The organism is Eubacteriaceae bacterium ES3 (assembly GCA_030586155.1).
In the GTDB taxonomy this organism is placed as follows: Bacteria; Bacillota; Clostridia; order Eubacteriales; family Eubacteriaceae; genus Acetobacterium.
The window spans coordinates 857987-877725 of the sequence record CP130741.1; the positions used below are offsets into that span (position 1 = coordinate 857987).

Here is a 19739-nt window from a genome sequence, read left to right on the forward strand (position 1 = left end):
AGGAAAGGAAATCACTGTGATATATAAAGTACAAACACTTAATAACATTTCTAAAAAGGGCCTAAAGTTATTAGGCGAAAATTATACAGTAGCAGATCAGCCGGAAAATCCGGATGCAATTTTGGTCAGAAGTTTTAAAATGCACGATATGGAAATTCCTAGTAGTGTTAAATTTGTTGGTCGGGCTGGAGCTGGCGTAAATAATATTCCTCTTGATAAATGTGCCGAACAGGGGATTGTCGTCTGCAACTCTCCCGGAGCAAATGCAAATGCTGTCAAAGAGCTGGTAGCAACTGGAATGCTCATTTCTTCAAGAAAAGTAGTTGATGGTATCGAATGGGCTAAAACCCTTGAAGATAAAGGGACGGAAGTTGGTGCTTTGGTAGAAAAGGGCAAAAGCAACTATGTTGGTCCAGAGTTATATGGTAAAAAAATGGGTATCATTGGATTGGGTGCAATTGGAGTTCTAGTTGCCAATATGGCGGTTGATTTTGGAATGAAAGTTGTAGGTTACGATCCTTTTATTTCTATCGATAACGCATGGGGTTTAAGTCGAAAAGTCAAACGTGCCAACAGCAAGGAAGAAGTATTCAAAAACTGTGATTATATTTCTTTACATATTCCTTTTATGGAGCAAACTAAAGATTTTGTAGATACAGCTTTATTGCAGGATACTAAAGAGGGATTACGCCTGTTAAACTTTGCTCGAGGTGGGCTGGTCAATTCAGATGCACTGGAAAAAGCGATTGAAGATGGGATTGTTGGACAATATGTTACTGATTTCCCAGATGAACGAACATTGAAAATGAAAAATGTTATCAATATTCCACATCTAGGAGCCTCAACTCCTGAAAGTGAAGAAAACTGTGCTGAGATGGCAATTAATTCCATGAAGGAATATCTGGAAAACGGCAATATTATTAACTCAGTCAATTATCCAGACTGTGATCTGGGAATTTGTGAAACTGAAAATCGCTTAACGATTAATCACGCAAATGTTCCTAATATGATTGGTCAGATTACTAAAGTTTTAGCTGACCATAATATCAACATTGCGGTAATGACTAATAAACACCGAAATAGCTGGGCTTACACCATGATTGATGTCGACAGCAATCTGGGTGAAAATGTTAAAACAGCGCTGGAAGCCATTGAAGGCGTTGCTCGCGTTCGCATCATTAAATAGCAGAATTCGGCGAAGTGGCTAATGGAAATTGGTCACTTCTTTTTTCAAATAAGAAGATAAATTTTGGAGGAAAAAATGGCAACTATAAAACCTTTTAAAGCAGTCAGACCATTTCCGGAGAAGGCAGCGGATGTTGCTGCATTACCATACGATGTATATAACCGGAAAGAGGCAGCTGAAGTGGTTCGTGGGAAGTATGATTCATTTCTGCGAGTGGATCGACCGGAATCTACATTAGATGAGCGTATGAAAATAGATGATCCTTTTGTCTATGAAACAGCAAGAAAAAACCTTGAAAAACTGTTTCATCGTAACGCCTTGACTCAGGATACAACAGATTGTCTCTATATTTACGAACTGATCATGAATGGCCGAAGTCAGGTCGGTTTGGTGGTTTGTACATCTATAGACGAATATCTGGATAATACTATTAAAAAACACGAACTGACTCGAGCTGATAAAGAAAAAGATCGAATCAACCACGTAGACGCCTGTGATGCAAATACCGGACCGATCTTTTTAACTTATCGGGCAAAACAGAAGATTAATGAAACGATTGATCAGTGGCGGGCCGAAAAGGAGCCTGTTTATGATTTTGTTGCCGATGACGGTGTTACCCATCGTTGCTGGGTTATTGAAGATGAAGCGGTAATCAAAAATCTTCAAGAGGCTTTTAAAACGGTTGACAGCCTTTATATTGCAGATGGACATCATCGTACAGCTTCGGCTGCAAAAGTGGGTATGATGCGTCGTGAAGCTAATCCAGGCTATACAGGAGAAGAAGAGTTTAACTATTTTCTATCTGTTCTGTTCCCTGATGAACAATTGTACATTATGGACTATAATCGAGTTGTTAAAGATTTGAACGGGATGACAGTTGCAGACCTTTTAGATAGACTCTCTGAAAAATTTGATGTTGAGATGAAAGATGAACCAGTATCACCGCCTAGTAAAGGTACTTTTGGTTTATTTGTTGATAATAAGTGGTATCTGTTAAAAGTAAAAGATGGTGCTTATGATCCTGAAGATCCGGTTAAATCATTAGACGTAGCAATTCTGCAGGATAATATTTTAGTACCTATTCTGGGGATCGGAGATATTCGCACTGATAAGCGAATCGACTTTGTCGGTGGTATTAGAGGTCTTAAAGAATTGGAACGCCGGGTAAGTGAAGACATGGAGCTGGCTATTTCCATGTATCCAACCTCAATTGAGGAATTGATGAATATCGCGGATGCGAATCTGATAATGCCTCCAAAATCCACCTGGTTTGAACCTAAATTGCGAAGTGGATTGTTTATCCATAAACTTTCATAAAAAATGCCCCGTAAGGGGCATTTTTTATTTATAATAGGGGAGAAAAAAGTCGGGAAATAGATTCCTTAATTTTGATGATCTTTCCGCGGTGGTTATATTTCTCGCGATCGTAATAGGTGCAATACCTGAGATCTTCAACAAAGTGTTTTTTTAACTGGGTAGCAACATTACGATCATAGACAAAAGCGTTGGTTTCAAAATTTAGACCAAAACTCCGAATGTCGAAGTTGCACGAGCCAACTGAGCAAACGGAATCATCGACAACAATGGTTTTAGCGTGTAAGAAGCCCTTATCATAGATATAGATTTTGGCGCCATAGCTGATCAGCTCCCCAACGTAAGCCAGTGTTGCCCAATAGATAAAAATATGATCAGGTTTGTTAGGAATCATTATTCTGACATCAATATTTGATAAAAGGGCAATACGCAAAGCTTCCATAATACTTTCATCAGGGACGAAGTAGGGCGTTTGAATCAGAACATAGCTTTGGGCATTTGTGATCAGGCGGACAAAACCCTGTTTGATTTGCTGATTGATTTTATCCGGCCCACTTGAGACAATCTGAATACCACATCCATTTTTGGGAGTGGTAGCAGGGAGATAGCGACTTAGGTTTGCGTCATCAATAATAAGTTCTTCACTTGAAGAAGCTCTCCAGTCCATTAAAAATCGAAGTTGAAGTTCGTGAGTGGCAGAACCCGTGATTTTAAGATGCGTATCTCGCCAGTATCCCATATTTTTATTTTCACCCAGATATTCTGTACCAACATTAAAACCACCAACAAAACCAATTGTTCCGTCAATGACAACAATTTTTCGATGGTTGCGATAATTTACTCGGAAATTGAGAATACGAAAACGCGACGGAAAGAACTCGCCAACTTTTCCTCCGGCTGAGATAAAGCGGTTGAGTACCTGACGTGATAGATATCGGCCGCCCATGGCATCAAATAATAATCGGACCTCAACGCCTTCTAAGGCTTTACGGGTTAGAATGTCCATCATTTTCAAAGCCAGAGAATCGTTTTTAATAATGTAATATTCAACATGAATATGTTCTTTAGCAGATTCCATGGCATGAAATAGCGCATCAAATTTTTTATAACCATCAATATAAATATCGACCGAGTTGTTTTTTGTATAGAGGGCTTCACTGACATTAAGATGAAATTGAATGGTTTCACGATAGCGTTCGACAGGGCTGTCGGGATCAATAACCGGCATCTTAAGGATCGAGCGGCGTTGCTTCTTTAAAACTTCATGATAGCGAATCATTTCCGGGGTGTTATATTTATAGATTTTTTGTTTGGTCAAATTCTGAGAAAAGAAAAGGTAAAAAATAAAGCCCAATATAGGAATGATCCAAAGAAACAGAAGCCAGGCGTAAGTACTTTGAGGGTTTTTTCGTTCCAAAAAAATGATGGTAAAAGTTAAGATTGTATTAATAATGAAAAATAGTGTTGAGATAACGGCGGGAACCCCAAATAGCATGGTAAACCTCCTGGTAATTTTTAATCTCTTGATTATATCATAAATCAGTATAGGAGAGTGATTGAAAAATAAACTTGACAAAAATGAGGAAATAAAATTATAATATTATGTCTCAGGTTTGTGGTTGAAAGTCGATGCCAGATGCAGGCGAAGCGATCCACGTAAGACAATTCAAAAGCGAATTGTTGATCATGGTGCGTCTTAGAAGTAAGTCCAGCCGGTTTATCCGAGAGAAGGAGTTGTGAAGCAGAAACTGAGCTAAACTTCCAGCTGGCGAGTGTGGGGGAAAAGACCAGGTCAACTGAGACAGTTTTTGTTGACAATTTGTGACAATAATTTGACACAAAATATTTTGACTAAATAAGGTTATGATGGGTATAATGAATATAAGCTAAACACTCGTTGCTTAGCTGTAATCGTATAAGGCTTGCCTGTTGAAAGGAGTTGTCATTATGAAATTTACAATTTACGGGAAAAATATGCACGTGTCTGAAGGGTTAAAGGAAACCCTGAAGAAAAAGTTCACCAAGTTTGATCGTTATTTTAATCAGGACACAGAGGTATATGCGACCTTTAGTAAAGAAAAGAACTTTCAGATGCTAGAAGTCACCATTCCAGTCGGAAAAACCATCTTAAGAGCAGAAGAAAAGTCTGAAGATATGGTTACAGCCATCGAAGAAGTTGTCAATAAACTTGAAGGACAATTAAGAAAGCACAAAACTAAGTTACAAAAAAGAAATCAGGAAGAATCGATTAAGTTCAACCTGGAAAGTATTGTCGAAGATGTCGAAGAGCCGTTTGAGCCCAAAGTGGTCAGATCCAAGAAATTTGCTGTAAAGCCTATGACTGTTGACGAAGCAACACTTCAGATGGAATTGTTGGGACATGATTTCTTTGTTTTTCTAAATGGCGATACTGATGATGTTAATGTTGTATACATGAGAAAAGACGGTAATTATGGTCTAATTGAACCGACTTTCTAATGAAAAAAATCTGGAATAGTAAATATATTGTGGTTTAGAAATGAAACCCAATATGATGAAGGCAATCATCAGCAACTCAGGCTCGCCTGAATTGGGTGGTTGCCTTTTCTGATTAATAAATATGAGGGCTTGATAATATATAGAAAAGCGTAAATATTAAAAAATTAATTGTCTAAATGGAGCAAAAGTTTTGACAGAACATTTCTTTTGCATTAAAATAGATCTATATAATGGAATTTGAGCGTTTAAAAACTTTCATTTGTATATGTGCAGATAACAAACCAGGAATCAAATAAAGTGTGGGGTTGAAAAAATATGCTTATATTAATTGCTATTGTTTTAGGTTTATTAATTGGAATTATTCGTAAAGGTAGCTTTAAGGGATTGAGCGCGCGAAGGATCTCGCTGTTGCCGATCGGGATAATTGGCGGAATTTTGCAATTGTTTTTGCATTTTTATATGTACACGGGTGGAATTGGACTGATTGATCCTTATATCGAAATCGTGAATTTTGCAAGTTATATATTGGTATTGGTAATGCTGGTATTTAACCTGGATGACTTTTGGGTAATTTTAATGGCTTTAGGGATCACAGCAAACTTTGTGGTAATCTTTATCAATGGCGGTCATATGCCGGTTTCTGAGGCGGTCATGGGACTGTTGCCGACGGATTTCGCTCAGCAGATTACAGATGGAATTAATCCTATTTTTACTGTTACCCAAGAAACAACGCTACTTGGTTTTCTAGGTGTCATTATTCCGCTGCCGATACCATTTTTACCTCAGATCATGAGTTTGTATGGTGCAGTTGCCGGAATCAGCCCTGGAAGTATTGTAGCGTTACTGGGGTTAAGTGGTTATATTCAGTATATGATGATGAAAAAGGGTTCTATCATATCTGATAAAAATATGGACTATCTTGATGATGAAGGAATCTTTGGAGATGATGAGGGGGCCTTTGAAGGTCGGGTTTCTTTAAATGAACGGGAAGATGACCAGTACGATGAGGATGAAGAATTTTCCATGGAACTTGACGGAACCGGAGCGATTCATGGGGATATTCAAGAAGATGATTACCGATTTGAAGCTGATGATGAAATTGAAGCATATCCAGAATCATATGACATGAATCTTGAAAAAGGAAACTCAAATTCAGCCGAAACGCGTGTAATACCAGCTTCGGTAGATGCAACTCAAAGACTGGAAATAGGTACAGAGACAGAAGAAATCCTGGTTGTAGATATGGATAACGATGAATTCGCTGCGGCGACAAAGGTCCTTGAACCGATTGAAGATGGAAGTACAAAAGTGTTAGGAAACATCCAGGAAGCTGGAACTTTTGTGAAAAAGACGAGAAGCCGCGAGATGAATACAGAGGATATGGAAGAAATACTTAACAGTGACGAAGCTGGCTTCTTCGAGAAAAAATACTATGAAGAAAAATTGGCGATGGAAAAAGAGCGTTTGGAACTGGAAGCTAGAGAACGTGAATTATCTAGAGTTGCCCAATCTATGCTTGATGCCAATGTACCGCCGCGGGATATACCCGAAACAGATCTGAGAATTGTTGAGAGTCTTCGTCTCTCTGACCAGGAACAACCTTTTGTCCTTCGAAGTGAGAAAAATCCGTACCAGACCAAGAAGTTCTCTGAGCACTATGAAGATGAGGAAGAATTCAGTGAAGGTGAAATGCTGAGTGTCTGGCAGAGACTTAATCAGGAAGATGAAAAGAAAAAAGCCCAACGACGCAAGCAGGTTATCCGTCAAAGCAATATAGATTCTGAGACTTATTTAAAGCCCAGCATTGGCGATGATGAAGGAATATCTTTTAAGGAAATTGAAGATGCAACTAAATTTTCCATCAAAAAAGCTTTTGATGATGAGAATGGAGAAGATGATATAACTCAACCAGAGGAAATTGATCAGGCAGATGAGACGGCAGTAGAACGAAAGAGAGCCGGATATGAGCTGGTTAAGTTGCAACTAGATGGTAAAGAAGTCGAGTTCTGGCGAAAGAAAAAAGAAGGAGAAACGCAAGAGTAAAGCGTTTGGATGATAAGTCTTACTGAAAGTATCTGGATTCCAGATGCCTCAGTAAGACTTTTTGCATATGCAAAAGATGACTGTCAGATTTTTGAACGTATTTTTAGAACTATAGTTTGTTTTTAGTTATGACATGGTTAAATATTGAGTTTTTGAAGAAAGATTTAAGAGACTATGGTATAATAAAGTTTAGTGATTTTATGAGAATTTGAGATAGGAGTGAGGATTTTGGGATTATTAGAACAAATCTTTGATAGCAGTAAAAAAGAAATAAAGCGACTACAGAAAAAGGTTGATGAAGTTATAGCGCTAGAGAATAAATTCAAGTCTATGAGTGATGATGACCTGAAAAATCAGACAGCTTTGTTTAGAGAACGTCTGGAAAGTGGCGAAAGTCTTGATGATATATTGGTAGAAGCTTTTGCGACCGTACGTGAAGCAGGAGATCGGGTTCTGGGGATGCGACATTTCCCGGTACAATTACTTGGTGGTATGGTACTTCATGAAGGTAACATTGCGGAAATGAAAACTGGTGAAGGGAAGACATTGGTTTCTACTTTACCAGCTTATTTAAATGCGCTGGATGGTCGTGGCGTTTACATTGTGACCGTTAATGATTATCTGGCCAAGCGTGACAGCGAATGGATGGGACAGATACATGAATTTCTGGGTTTATCTGTCGGATTAGTTGTACATGGATTATCTTTCCAGGAAAAAATTGATGCTTACGGCTGCGATATAGTTTACGGAACGAATAACGAATTTGGCTTCGATTATTTGCGTGATAATATGGCATCTACCAAAGCCCAGCAGGTTCAGCGCCAGCTTAACTTTGCCATAATTGATGAGGTAGATTCAGTGCTGGTTGATGAAGCCAGAACGCCTTTAATCATTTCAGGAAGCGGAGATAAGAGTACAAAGCTTTATGACCTGGCTAATGGATTTGCCCGAACTCTACGTGAAAGTGATTTTGAAAAAGACGAGAAAGCCAAGTCGGTTATGCTTACCGATGAAGGGGTTATAAAGGCTGAACGCTATTTTAACTTGACGAATCTGGCAGACGTTGAAAATATGGAAATCTCTCATCATATTAATCAGGCAATGCACGCTAATGTCTTGATGTTTAAAGATCGGGATTATGTGGTCAAAGATGGGGAGATCATCATTGTCGACGAGTTTACCGGTCGTTTGATGCCTGGAAGACGTTATTCAAACGGTTTGCACCAGGCCATTGAAGCTAAAGAAAAGGTAAAAGTCAATCGCGAATCAAAAACCTTGGCAACAGTTACCTTCCAGAATTATTTTAGAATGTTTAAAAAACTCTCGGGAATGACCGGGACTGCTAAAACAGAAGAAAATGAATTTCAGACAATCTATAATCTTAATGTCGTTTCAATTCCAACCAATCGCCCGCTTGCCAGAAAGGATTTAAATGATCTGGTTTATAAATCTGAGAAGGGAAAGTTCCAGGCAGTTACGGAGGAAGTAAAACAGCGTCATGCGACAGGACAACCAATATTGATTGGTACGATATCAATTGAAAAATCTGAACTTTTGAGCGGATTTCTTAAAAGATCTGGAATCAGGCATAATGTCCTTAATGCTAAATATTTAGAGAAAGAAGCTGAAATTGTCGCCAATGCCGGGCAGATGAATGCAGTAACAATTTCAACGAATATGGCTGGTCGTGGTACCGATATAGTATTGGGTGAAGGTGTTAAAGAAGTAGGGGGACTACATATTCTGGGAACCGAACGTCATGAGAGTCGCCGTATTGATAATCAGCTTCGGGGACGTGCAGGACGACAAGGTGATCCCGGTTCCTCACAGTTTTTTGTCTCACTAGAGGATGATTTGATGCGGGTATTTGGATCTGAAAAAATTCAGAGCCTGATTGACACGATTGGCATGGAAGAAGATGTGCCAATTGAAAATAAAATGCTGACAAAAGGGATCGAGAATGCTCAGAAACGAGTGGAAGGTCGCAACTTTGATATTCGAAAACATGTTCTCCAGTATGATAATGTCATGAACCGTCAGCGTGAAATTATTTATCAGCAGCGACAGGAAGTGATTGACGGAAAAGACGTCGAGGCCGAAATTCTTGATATGACAAAAACGGTGGTTGAAGCATATGTGAATATGTATACGGGAGAAGGCAACTATTATGACGACTGGGATTTGGAAGGATTAAAACGACATATTGAAGCGAGTGTTTTAGTTAAGAATACAGTTGACTTGCCGGAAAAACCAGAAAGCCGTGAGATATTAACAGAAACTGTCCTTAAAAAATGTGATGAAGTTCTAAAAGAAAAACGAGAAACCATTGGGGAAGACCAGCTTCAGAATATCGAAAGAGCTATTCTTTTAAGAAGTGTTGACTCAGCCTGGATGGAGCACATTGATAATATGGACCACCTTAAGCAGGGGATTGGTTTGCGTGCCTATGGACAAACGGATCCGGTTAAAGCATATACAAAAGAAGGGTTTGATCTTTTTGACGATATGGTCATGCAAATTCAGGAGAATACTGTTAGATATCTGTACAGTTTAGAGATTAAGACGGCGCCTAAAGAAGAAAAGGCTGTAGATTTTTCGGAAATGAAGACTAATGAATCCCAGATAGAAGGCAACACTCAGGGAGAGCAACGAAAAGCGAATAAAGTTGGGCGAAATGATCCATGCCCTTGTGGAAGCGGTAAAAAATATAAAAAATGCTGTGGTGCTTAAAATAGCTCGAATTATAAATTTCAAGATAAAATTATTTAATTTCAAATATAAATTGACTTGTGCAAACTGCTTAAAGTTTGCTTCGTTTTAAGATGAAAGGATGTGAGAATGATATGGATTTATATGAAGATAAATTATTAATCCAATCAATGGAAAAAAAACTGACAGAACTGGGGAACTCTCTTTGACTTACCAACCTTAAAAGAACGAATCGGGACGCTCGAAGAGGCCACTGAACAGGCTGATTTCTGGAATGACCAGAAACAGGCTCAGGTTGTTTTAAAAGAATTGAAAATTCTAAAAATGAAGACCGATCATTTCGATGCGCTTTCAGAAGAGCTGGATGATATTCAGGTAATGGTTGAGCTTATTGAAGCCGGAGAAGAGTTTGATGAATTTTCAGACAACCTAAAAAAACTTAGTGAAAAAATTGAGTCCTTTCATATTGAGACCATTCTTTCAGGCGAATTTGATAGCAATAATGCAATCATTTCCCTACACCCTGGCGCAGGTGGGACTGAATCTCAGGATTGGGCTGAGATGCTATTGAGAATGTACACCCGATGGGCTGAGAAAAAAGGCTATAAAGTAAAGACTCTTGATTTGCAGCCAGGAGATGTTGCCGGAATTAAGAGTGTTACATTAATGATCGAAGGAATCAATGCATATGGTTATTTGAAAACCGAAAGAGGGGTTCACCGGCTGGTCCGAATCTCGCCCTTTGATTCATCTGGAAGACGCCACACTTCATTTGCTTCATTAGATGTGGTTCCAGAAGTTGACGATTCAGTAGAAATTGAAATTAAACCAGACGATTTGCGAATCGACACTTATCGAGCCAGTGGTGCCGGCGGACAGCATGTTAATAAGACTGAATCAGCCGTGCGTATTACCCACTTGCCGACGGGTGTGGTTGTACAGTGCCAGAATGAACGTTCGCAGCATCAGAATAAGGATGTTGCCATGAATATGCTTAAAGGTAAACTTGTTGAAATCATGGAACAGGAAAAAATGGAGCATATCGAGGATATCAAGGGAGACTACAGTCAAATCGCCTGGGGTAGCCAAATCCGTTCATATGTTTTTCACCCCTACAATATGGTCAAAGACCATCGGACGAATGTAGAAGTGGGCAATGTGCAAAGTGTAATGGATGGTGAATTGGATGCTTTTATGAATGCATATCTGAATTCAATTGTCGAGACAGCCAGCGGACAGACAAAGGAATAATGGTGGAGGATAATATGGCGAAAACCTATGCTCAAATAAATGAAAAAATTAAAAACGGTGATGCAGTAGTTGTAACTGCCGAAGAGGTTATTGATATTGTAAAAGAACGGGGTATAAAAGAAGCGGCTGATTATGTCGATGTTGTGACCACAGCTACTTTTGGCCCCATGTGTTCATCAGGTGCCTTTCTCAATTTCGGACATTCGGATCCAGCGATTCGAATGAGTGAAATTATGATTAATAATGTTGAAGCTTATGGCGGATTGGCTGCTGTCGATACTTATCTGGGAGCTACTCAACCCTCCTGTGATCAGGGCATTGAATATGGTGGCGCTCATGTTATTGAAGATCTGATAGCCAGAAAATCTGTCCATTTGGTCGCAAAATCTGCGGGAACAGACTGCTATCCACGGACAGAAATTGATACATGGGTGGATCTTGACGATTTGAACGAAGCCTATCTTTACAATCCCAGAAATGTTTATCAAAATTATAATGCCGCAATTAATACATCAGCTAAAAGAATTTACACCTATATGGGGATTTTAAAACCCAACATGGGAAATATCACTTACAGTACTTCAGGTCAGCTCAGTCCATTATTAAATGATCCCCTGCTGAGGACAATTGGAATGGGAACACGAATCTTTTTTGGTGGTGCACAAGGCTTTGTTTCCTGGATGGGTACTCAGTTTAATACTGCCTGCGCTCGAGATGAAAATGGTTTTCCGCAAACACCAGGTGCGACATTGGCGCTGATTGGCAACATGAAGGAAATGGATCCTCGCTATATTAGAGGTGCTGCTTATGAGAAATATGGCACGTCAATGTTTGTTGGCGTAGGAATTCCGATTCCAATCCTAGACGAAGAAATGATGAAGTTTGTGTCAGTGACCAATAAAGAGCTGACAACGAATATTATTGATTACAGTGTTCAGAGCAAGTCAAAACCAGTGATCAAAAGAGTAAGTTACGAAGAGTTACGCAGCGGAAGTGTTGATGTTTCTGGCAAGAAAATCAAGACTTCACCAATGTCAAGTCTAAAACGGGCTAGAGAAATTGCCGATGAATTAAAGGGCTGGATTGTCAATCAGCAGTTTTATCTGCAGGAGCCGATCATGCAATTTCCCATGGCCAATACAGTGAATGGACTGGAAATCAGAAAGGCGGAAAAATAATGGTAGTGAAAAAATTGTTATTATCTTTTCCTCAAGGTTCTGCTGGGGAACCCGTGGCGATGGAGCTGATTAAAACCTATCATCTGGATTTTAATATTTTAAAAGCCTTTATTGATGACAACGTAAAGGGGACACTACTTCTGGAAGTTCGTGGAGAAAATGAAAATATCGAAAAGGGAATGACATTTTTGAGAGAACATCAGGTTGGGGTTAGAGAAATTCAGTCTGTAATTGAAGTTGAGCATCAGCAATGCGTAGATTGTGGAGCCTGTACAGCGGTATGTTCAGTAGACGCTCTGGAAATGGATGAAAACTGGAATCTGGTTCATCATGAGGATAAATGTCTTGAGTGTATGCAGTGTGTTCAGGCCTGTCCGATGCGGGCAATTCGGGCTTTGATATAGCCATGATTTTTGAAGAACGAGTTTATCGCGAAGCAATGAAAGCTTCAGATCTTTCATATTTTCAGATTGAAGAAATGGAAACAGATCTTTATATAGGGATAGAGCCGCAGGCAGTGAATCCGGCTTTTATTAAAATGATTCATGAAGAAGTAATTAAACAGCGGTCAGCAATACTTGATTATGAAAAAAGAAATCCCGGTTTTGTCCATTCTTTGATTCCCGTACGTCAACGGGGAGCTGCAGCACCAATTGTCAGTGAAATGATTGAAGCGGCCCATAAGGCTGGTATTGGCCCTATGGGAGCAGTCGCCGGTGCTATGGCCAGGCAGATAGGGAAGATAATCAGTTTGAATTCTACCGAAGTAATTATTGAAAATGGCGGAGATATTTTTCTCCAGTCCGATAAGACAAGAAGGATTGCACTGTATACAAACAATGAACATTTTAAGAATTTGGGTTTGAAGATAAAACCATATTGGAAAGCTCTGGGAATTTGTACATCATCTGGAACGATGGGCCATTCATTGAGCTTTGGTAAAGCTGATTCAGTCACCGTAATCAGTGAAAATCCAGCGCTTGCTGATGCTGCGGCTACAGCCCTGGGTAATCGTATTGAAAAGATGGAAGACATCGAAAAAGGTCTTGAGTGGGCGAAAAATATCCCCGGAGTTCTGGGTGCTCTGATTATTATAGAAGATAAAATGGGGGCTTGGGGAAGAATTGAGTTGTGTTAGTTTTGGAGGATAGAATGAAAAATATTTTAAAATCGAAAAGACTTTATCTGGACGGAGCAATGGGAAGTATGTTGCAGGAACGCCTTCCCTCCATTGGCCTGATACCGGAAGAACTCAATATAACTCATCCGGAAGTGATTAGAGAGATACACCAGTCTTATTGTGATGCTGGGGCTAACATCATTTTATGCAGTACATTTGGTGCTAACCGTTATAAACTTAAAAAAAGTATTTATTCAGTAGCAGAAATCGTTGCAGCAGCAATGGAAAATGCCAGGGCGGTCAACCCCGATTTTGTCGGCCTGGATATCGGTCCAATTGGGGCTTTAATTGGTTCGCTTGGAGAAATAGATTTTGAACAGGCGGTTTCGATATTTAAAGAAGTGATAGAAGCCGGTCAGAAAGCTGGAGCCGACCTGATTGTGATTGAAACAATTACTGACATTTGCGAAGCCCGAGCCGCAGTCATAGCTGCCAGGGAAGTTTCAGATCTTCCGATTATGGTTTCAATGACTTATGAAGAAAATGGCAGAACTTTGACAGGAAGCGATCCTCTTACAGTGGTCAATATTCTGCAAGGGTTAGGAGTTGATGCCATTGGGATTAACTGTTCCACGGGACCTGACGGAATGATGCCTGTTATTAAAGAGATCCTTCAATATGCCAATATTCCAATTATGGTTGAACCCAATGCAGGAATGCCGAAAATTGTTGACGGTAAAACTGTTTATGATATTAATTCTGATCAGTTCGCACAATTTATGCGAGAGATTGCTCAATCAGGGGCAAGGATTCTAGGAGGCTGTTGTGGAACTACACCTGATCATATCAGAAAAATGGTCGCTGCAACAAAAGATTTAGCGATCGAGGATATACCTAAAGAGCGAATAACCGCAGTATCTTCTTCAAGCAGAACTGAGATTTTAGGAGAGGATGTTCTGATTATTGGAGAATCTATCAACCCGACAACAAATGAGGTCCTGAAGGAGTCACTTAAACAGGGACAGCTGAACATTGTTTCTGATCTGGCCATCAGTCAAAAAAAAGATGGAGCAATAATCCTGGATATAAACTTAGGTCTTCCTGGAATTGATGAGCAGAAAATGATGCAAAAAGCCGTAGAGACGATTTCTAAACTGGTAGACACGCCACTTCAGATAGACTCTTCCAACCCAGAAGTAATTGAAGCAGTTCTTCGATCATACCCCGGAAGAGCGATTATTAATTCGGTGAACGGGAAAAAGTCATCAATTGAAGCAATCCTGCCAATTGCTAAAAAATATGGAGCGCTTGTCTTGGGCTTAACAATGGATGATGCCGGAATTCCTGATTCGGTGGAGAAAAGACTGGAAATTGCTGATAAAATTATTAAATCAGGTCAGGAATATGGACTAGAGCATTCAGACTTTTTAATGGATTGTTTGGTTTTAACGGCTTCAGCTCAGCAAAATGAGGTTAAAGCAACCCTTGAAGCGGTTAGTGAAATCAGAAAATGCTACGGAATTCCAACCGTTTTGGGTGTCTCAAATATTTCATTTGGTTTACCGAATCGGGAACTCTTAAATAGGACGTTTTTGACGATGGCCTTAAATCATGGTTTGACTAACCCGATAATGAATCCAGGCGATCAGGAAATGATGGATACAGTCAGTGCTTTTAGAGCTTTGTGGGGTTATGATGGACAATGTATCGAATATGCCAATCAGTATAAAGAAGTTAAAGAGACTAGTATAAAGGTTAGCACCGAGAAATTAAGCCTTAGAATGATTATTGAAGAAGGACAGTCGGATAAGGCCAAAGAGGCTACTGAAAAACTTCTGGAATCTAAAGATCCGATGGACATTGTTAACGAGGATATCATACCTGGCCTGGATGCCGTTGGGGATGCCTTTGAAACAGGTGAAGTATTTTTGCCTCATCTGATGTTTGCAGCTGAAACAGCACAAAAAGCTTTTGAAGCGATCAAAGAAAAAATGGATCGCGAAGGCACAGTTCAGGTCAGTAAAGGTAAGATTATCCTGGCAACAGTTGAAGGGGATGTTCATGATATCGGAAAAAATATTTTAAAAGTCATTTTAGAAAATTATGGCTACACGGTGATAGATCTTGGTAAGGATGTCAAAGCAGACAGTATTTTATCTGCTGTTAAAAACGAACAGGTTTCTCTGGTAGGATTGAGTGCCCTGATGACAACAACAGTCAGAAGCATGAAGAGCATTATCGAGACCTTGCGAGATGAAGTTTCTGGAATCAGCATTATGGTTGGCGGTGCTGTTTTAACGCCGGACTATGCAAAGGAAATAGGTGCTGATTTTTATGGAAAAGATGCGCGTGAAGGCGCGATGATAGCCAGAAAAGTATTGTCAGATCAATAATAGTAAATTGCATTTCAAGTATCAAAATTTAGTAGAACCCACAATAAGCTTTGACTTCGATTCGAATATAATCTATAATGATTATAATATTTATACCAGAGAAAGCGGGGAACAAAATGAAAAAATGGCGATGTACAGTTTGTAATTATGTTCATACTGGGGATACTCCCCCGGATAAATGTCCTGTTTGTGGAGTTGGTCCTGAGAAATTTGTGCTGATTGATGAAGAAGCAGAGGCACCTGTTAAGAAAGAAAAAAAATGGCGATGCACAGTTTGCAACTATATTCATACTGGAGAGACGCCGCCTGATATTTGTCCGATTTGCGGAGTGGGACCGGATAAGTTTGTTCTGGTTGAGGAAAGCCCTGACGATCTGCCGGATGAAAAACGTGAAGCCATTCAGCAGCTGCTCTTTAATATTTCTTATGGTTTATATGTCGTTTCGTCAAAAAAAGAAGATAAACTCAATGCCATGGTTTCTAATACTTTTATTCAGGTAACCAACACTCCGCTTAAAGCCAGTGTCTGCCTGGGTAAAGGAACTTTAACGGCAGAATATGTACTTAAATCTGGGGTTTTTGGAGTATCCATAATGGGCAAAGAAAACCATGACCTGGTGAAACATTTTGGTTACCAAAGTGGTCGAGATGTTGATAAATTTAAGGATATGAGTTATGTTACCGGCGAAAAAACCGGCTGTCCTGGCCTTTTGAACTCGATTTGTTTTGTGGAATGCGAGGTCGAGCAGACCATTGATTTGGGCACGCATTATATGTTTATCGCAAAAGTATTGGAAGGTGATGCCTTTACTAAGGACGAACCCATGACCTATGCCTATTACCGGGCAACCCGATATTAAAAAATTAAGCCCCTGAATTGGCAGGGGCTTTTGTTTTACCCTCTGAATTGGCAGAGGGCTCTTGAGGAAATGGGGTTAAGGGTTTAACTTAACATTTATCCATGGTTCGGGTAGAGACAACATCTATACCCAGACCCAATAGATCTTTAATTACTACATCACCGGTTTTAACCGGAGCTTCAACAGATACTTTGTTAATGGCATCCATTGCTTCAAAAATTTTACCTTTGGGAATCGGCTCAGCAGTTTTAACCGGGAGGCGTGGTAGCATGGCATTTTTAATTACAACAGTCGTTGGAATTACGCGGGTAGGATTGGTCATTTCTGCAACAGCATATTTAGGACCGCGTTTACAGTTATTTCCAGTTACATCATAAGTGCCATCGGGTTTTTTCTCAACTGTCATCTGACATCCAATAGGACATACGATACAAGTCATTTCTTTTTTCATTTTTTTGCATCCTCCACTACAAAACGGATTTCTCCGTTAGGATATTTTTCCAACACATCTTTTGCGATTTTGAAGTTAACCATTTCTGCAGGCAATAATTTCTTTTCTTTTTTTGTGGCGATCAGATCATCCCCCAGATAGGCATTTACAACCTTATCTTTAAAGACCTGGCGGACCCGCATATAGAAGGTTACATTATCAGAAACATTTTTCATTGCAACGTTTTGGGGAACAACATAGCCGATACCATCGCCATTTGCAGTAGTAAAGTTGTTCTCACTGTCCAACTCACCTTTTATATACAATGAGGCACCTTTTCCGGCTAATACAGATTCCTCACTCACAAAGTCAACAAGGTCGTGGACGTGAACGACATTACCACAAGCAAATACACCGGGTGTAGATGTTTGGCGCAGCTCACCAACCACTGGTCCATTAGTGCGCCGGTCCATCTCGATTCCAGCATTACGGGTAATCTCATTTTCTGGAATGAGACCAACTGAAAGCAGGAGCGTGTCACATGATATATATTCATCTGTTCCGGGAATCGGTTTAAGTTTGTCATCGACCTGAGCGATGGTGACACCCTCAAGACGATCCTTTCCATGAATAAAAGTGATGGTATGGCTGAGTTTTAGTGGAATATCATAATCGTCCAGACACTGCACGATATTTCGTACCAGACCATTTGAATAAGGCATTAATTCACAGACTGCTTTTACATTTGCACCTTCTAAAGTCATCCGGCGAGCCATAATCAGGCCGATATCTCCAGAGCCAAGAATAACTACTTCTTTACCGGGCATATACCCTTCCATATTGATAAAGCGCTGAGCGGTACCGGCAGTAAAGACGCCTGCTGGTCTGTAACCGGGGATGCCAATAGCACCTGAAGTTCGCTCACGACATCCCATGGTCAAAATAACAGCCTTGGTTTCGATTGTCATATAACCGTTTTCTTCATTGATTACATGAATGACTTTCGTCTCACCCTGGTCTACCAGATCCAAAACCATGGTATTGAGAAAATAGGGAATGTCAAGGTCAATCGATTGTTTAATATATCGTTCGGCATATTCAGGGCCGGTTAGTTCTTCGTTAAAGGTATGAAGTCCAAAACCATTGTGGATGCACTGATTTAAAATTCCTCCCAGTTCACGGTCACGTTCTACGATCAGGACATCATTTGCACCGTCTTTCTTAGCTTCAACTGCAGCAGCCAGTCCAGCTGGACCGCCACCTAATATTACTACATCATAAATCATTTTTATACCTCCTCTGCAGCTGATTTTGTTTTTCCGGAAAGGATATAGGCAGAATTCTGCTGGTCATACATGATATCTTCCAGGGTGCAATTAAGTTCGCGTGCTAGTATTTCAACTACACGTGGTGAACAGAAACCACCCTGACAGCGTCCCATTCCAGCACGAGTTCGTTTTTTAACGGCTTTTACTGTACGAGCTCCTGCACTACGGTGAATGACATCGATAATTTCGCCTTCGGTGATTGTTTCACAGCGACAGATTACTTTTCCATATTTGGGGTCTTTCTTAATAACGGCTTCTTTTTCGGCATCATTCATTTCTTCGAAGCGTAAATGTTTTTTGACTTTGGGATTATAGTCCGGATTTTCTTCGATTTCAGGAAACATCGGGACAACAATCTCTTCTACGACATAGTGGGCAACAGCCGGAATCGAAGATAATCCCGGAGATTCATATCCGGCAACGTTGATAAAGCCTTTTACCGGAGATTCCTCGAGGATAAAATCACCATCAGTAGTTGTAAAGGAAGCCTTAACAGGAGTATTACGAAGGCCTGCATAAGATCTGATAATCTTGTTCATGGGGATTTCAGGTACATTCTTCAAGGCGTTTTGTTTAATGTAATCCAGTCTTTCACTGGTGGTTGCAATGTCACCCTTATCTACTGGTTCAGCATCGGGGCCGATTAGGAGATTGCCGTGAACTGTAGGAGAGACAAGAATACCTTTTCCCTTTTTAGTAGGGCATGGGAAAATGACACGGTTAACTAAAGATCCTGCTTCTTTATCAAAGATGAAATAGTTTCCTTTTCTAGCCAACAGTTCAAAATAAGGTTGGCCGACCATTTCATATATATCATCAGCATAAACACCAGCGGCATTGATAATTTTTTTAGCTTCGATTTCACCAGCGGTAGTCGTGATTTTAAATCTATCACCAAGTTTTTCAATATCAGTTACCAGATGGTTAAGTTTTAAAGTTACGCCGTTGTCAACCGCATTTTCAGCAGCATGTACGCAGAGTTCAAAAGGAGAAACAACGCCGGCTGTTGGAGAGTAAAGGGCTCCGCAGATGTCTTTGTTCAAATTGGGTTCCATTTGATGAACCTCATCTTTAAAGATAATTCGCAGACCTGGTACGCCGTTTTTTAGGCCGTTTTGATATAGTTCGTGTAAAGTTGCCATTTCATATTCATTGTGAGCAACAACCAGCGATCCGATTTGTTTAAAAGGAACATCCAAATCATCACAGATTTTTTCGTACATAATGTTTCCGGGCGAATTAAATCTACCTTTAAATTTATAGGATGGGGCATCATATCCGCCGTGTACTATTGCTGAGTTAGCCATCGTAATCTGGTTGCCAACATCATTTTCACCATCTAGTAAAACTACATCTAATTTATAACGGGTCAACTCTCTAGCAATATAGGAGCCAGCAATACCAGCACCAATGATAGCGATATCATACATATTATTTTCCTCCTTGACT

15 protein-coding genes are annotated in these 19739 nt (G+C 40.0%); 11 read left to right on the plus strand and 4 right to left on the minus strand.

The window, feature by feature from the left end:
* Positions 1-16: 16 nt before the first annotated feature.
* Both Q5O24_03970 and Q5O24_03975 read left to right on the plus strand, forming a co-directional pair.
* Positions 17-1186 (plus strand): phosphoglycerate dehydrogenase, encoded by a 1170-nt coding sequence (locus tag Q5O24_03970; protein ID WKY48479.1) that lies wholly within the window; start codon positions 17-19, stop codon positions 1184-1186.
* A gap of 75 nt (positions 1187-1261) precedes the next feature.
* Positions 1262-2503 (plus strand): DUF1015 family protein, encoded by a 1242-nt coding sequence (locus Q5O24_03975; GenBank protein ID WKY48480.1) that lies wholly within the window; start codon positions 1262-1264, stop codon positions 2501-2503.
* A gap of 28 nt (positions 2504-2531) precedes the next feature.
* On the opposite strand, the gene cls is transcribed toward Q5O24_03975, so the two are convergent.
* Positions 2532-3995: a cardiolipin synthase gene (cls, locus tag Q5O24_03980; GenBank protein ID WKY48481.1), complete on the minus strand. Its 1464-nt coding sequence runs from the start codon at positions 3993-3995 to the stop codon at positions 2532-2534.
* 452 nt (positions 3996-4447) lie between these two features.
* Here cls and raiA point away from each other — a divergent pair, with 452 nt between their 5' ends.
* The 9 genes from raiA (at position 4448) to Q5O24_04025 (ending at position 16532) form a co-directional block, all read left to right on the plus strand.
* Complete coding sequence (gene raiA / locus Q5O24_03985; GenBank protein WKY48482.1) at positions 4448-4978, plus strand: ribosome-associated translation inhibitor RaiA; 531 nt, start codon at positions 4448-4450, stop codon at positions 4976-4978.
* Between the two features lie 315 nt (positions 4979-5293).
* Positions 5294-7021, plus strand: a complete 1728-nt coding sequence (locus Q5O24_03990; GenBank protein WKY48483.1) for a DUF5317 domain-containing protein — start codon at positions 5294-5296, stop codon at positions 7019-7021.
* 228 nt (positions 7022-7249) lie between these two features.
* On the plus strand, positions 7250-9751 hold the full coding sequence (gene secA / locus Q5O24_03995; protein ID WKY48484.1) for a preprotein translocase subunit SecA: 2502 nt from the start codon (positions 7250-7252) through the stop codon (positions 9749-9751).
* A 113-nt stretch (positions 9752-9864) separates the two neighbouring features.
* A protein-coding gene (gene prfB / locus Q5O24_04000) for a peptide chain release factor 2 (GenBank protein WKY48485.1) occupies positions 9865-10981 on the plus strand; the annotation gives its coding sequence in 2 pieces (ribosomal slippage) (positions 9865-9936 and positions 9938-10981; 1116 coding nt in all).
* 14 nt (positions 10982-10995) lie between these two features.
* Positions 10996-12159: a homocysteine biosynthesis protein gene (locus tag Q5O24_04005; GenBank protein WKY48486.1), complete on the plus strand. Its 1164-nt coding sequence runs from the start codon at positions 10996-10998 to the stop codon at positions 12157-12159.
* Positions 12159-12563, plus strand: a complete 405-nt coding sequence (locus Q5O24_04010; protein WKY48487.1) for an NIL domain-containing protein — start codon at positions 12159-12161, stop codon at positions 12561-12563. Before Q5O24_04005 ends, Q5O24_04010 begins: the two co-directional genes overlap by 1 nt.
* Positions 12509-13297, plus strand: coding sequence for a UPF0280 family protein (locus Q5O24_04015; protein ID WKY48488.1), 789 nt, complete (start codon positions 12509-12511; stop codon positions 13295-13297). Before Q5O24_04010 ends, Q5O24_04015 begins: the two co-directional genes overlap by 55 nt.
* A gap of 14 nt (positions 13298-13311) precedes the next feature.
* A complete protein-coding gene (locus Q5O24_04020) occupies positions 13312-15672 on the plus strand; it encodes a homocysteine S-methyltransferase family protein (GenBank protein ID WKY48489.1) in 2361 nt (786 codons plus the stop codon).
* A gap of 116 nt (positions 15673-15788) precedes the next feature.
* Entirely contained in the window at positions 15789-16532 is a 744-nt protein-coding gene (locus Q5O24_04025; GenBank protein WKY48490.1) for a flavin reductase, read from the plus strand.
* Positions 16533-16620: 88 nt separating this feature from the next.
* On the opposite strand, the gene Q5O24_04030 is transcribed toward Q5O24_04025, so the two are convergent.
* Genes Q5O24_04030 through Q5O24_04040 form a run of 3 tightly spaced genes read right to left on the minus strand, consistent with a single transcriptional unit; the run spans position 16621 to position 19720 of the window.
* Positions 16621-16983, minus strand: a complete 363-nt coding sequence (locus tag Q5O24_04030) for a DUF1667 domain-containing protein (GenBank protein ID WKY48491.1) — start codon at positions 16981-16983, stop codon at positions 16621-16623.
* Complete coding sequence (locus Q5O24_04035) at positions 16980-18248, minus strand: FAD-dependent oxidoreductase (protein ID WKY48492.1); 1269 nt, start codon at positions 18246-18248, stop codon at positions 16980-16982. Before Q5O24_04035 ends, Q5O24_04030 begins: the two co-directional genes overlap by 4 nt.
* 2 nt (positions 18249-18250) lie before the next feature.
* Positions 18251-19720 carry an NAD(P)/FAD-dependent oxidoreductase gene (locus tag Q5O24_04040; GenBank protein ID WKY48493.1) on the minus strand — a complete coding sequence of 490 codons (1470 nt, stop codon included), beginning with the start codon at positions 19718-19720 and terminating at the stop codon, positions 18251-18253.
* Between the last annotated feature and the right edge of the window lie 19 nt (positions 19721-19739).

What these genes read in the sequence shown, in the direction of transcription:
- Q5O24_03975 (WKY48480.1), top strand. Translation starts at nt 1,262, where the DNA reads ATGGCAACTATAAAACCTTTTAAAGCAGTCAGACCATTTCCGGAGAAG.
- cls (WKY48481.1), bottom strand. Translation starts at nt 3,995, where the DNA reads ATGCTATTTGGGGTTCCCGCCGTTATCTCAACACTATTTTTCATTATT.
- raiA (WKY48482.1), top strand. Translation starts at nt 4,448, where the DNA reads ATGAAATTTACAATTTACGGGAAAAATATGCACGTGTCTGAAGGGTTA.
- Q5O24_03990 (WKY48483.1), top strand. Translation starts at nt 5,294, where the DNA reads ATGCTTATATTAATTGCTATTGTTTTAGGTTTATTAATTGGAATTATT.
- Q5O24_04005 (WKY48486.1), top strand. Translation starts at nt 10,996, where the DNA reads ATGGCGAAAACCTATGCTCAAATAAATGAAAAAATTAAAAACGGTGAT.
- Q5O24_04010 (WKY48487.1), top strand. Translation starts at nt 12,159, where the DNA reads ATGGTAGTGAAAAAATTGTTATTATCTTTTCCTCAAGGTTCTGCTGGG.
- Q5O24_04020 (WKY48489.1), top strand. Translation starts at nt 13,312, where the DNA reads ATGAAAAATATTTTAAAATCGAAAAGACTTTATCTGGACGGAGCAATG.
- Q5O24_04025 (WKY48490.1), top strand. Translation starts at nt 15,789, where the DNA reads ATGAAAAAATGGCGATGTACAGTTTGTAATTATGTTCATACTGGGGAT.
- Q5O24_04030 (WKY48491.1), bottom strand. Translation starts at nt 16,983, where the DNA reads ATGAAAAAAGAAATGACTTGTATCGTATGTCCTATTGGATGTCAGATG.
- Q5O24_04035 (WKY48492.1), bottom strand. Translation starts at nt 18,248, where the DNA reads ATGATTTATGATGTAGTAATATTAGGTGGCGGTCCAGCTGGACTGGCT.
- Q5O24_04040 (WKY48493.1), bottom strand. Translation starts at nt 19,720, where the DNA reads ATGTATGATATCGCTATCATTGGTGCTGGTATTGCTGGCTCCTATATT.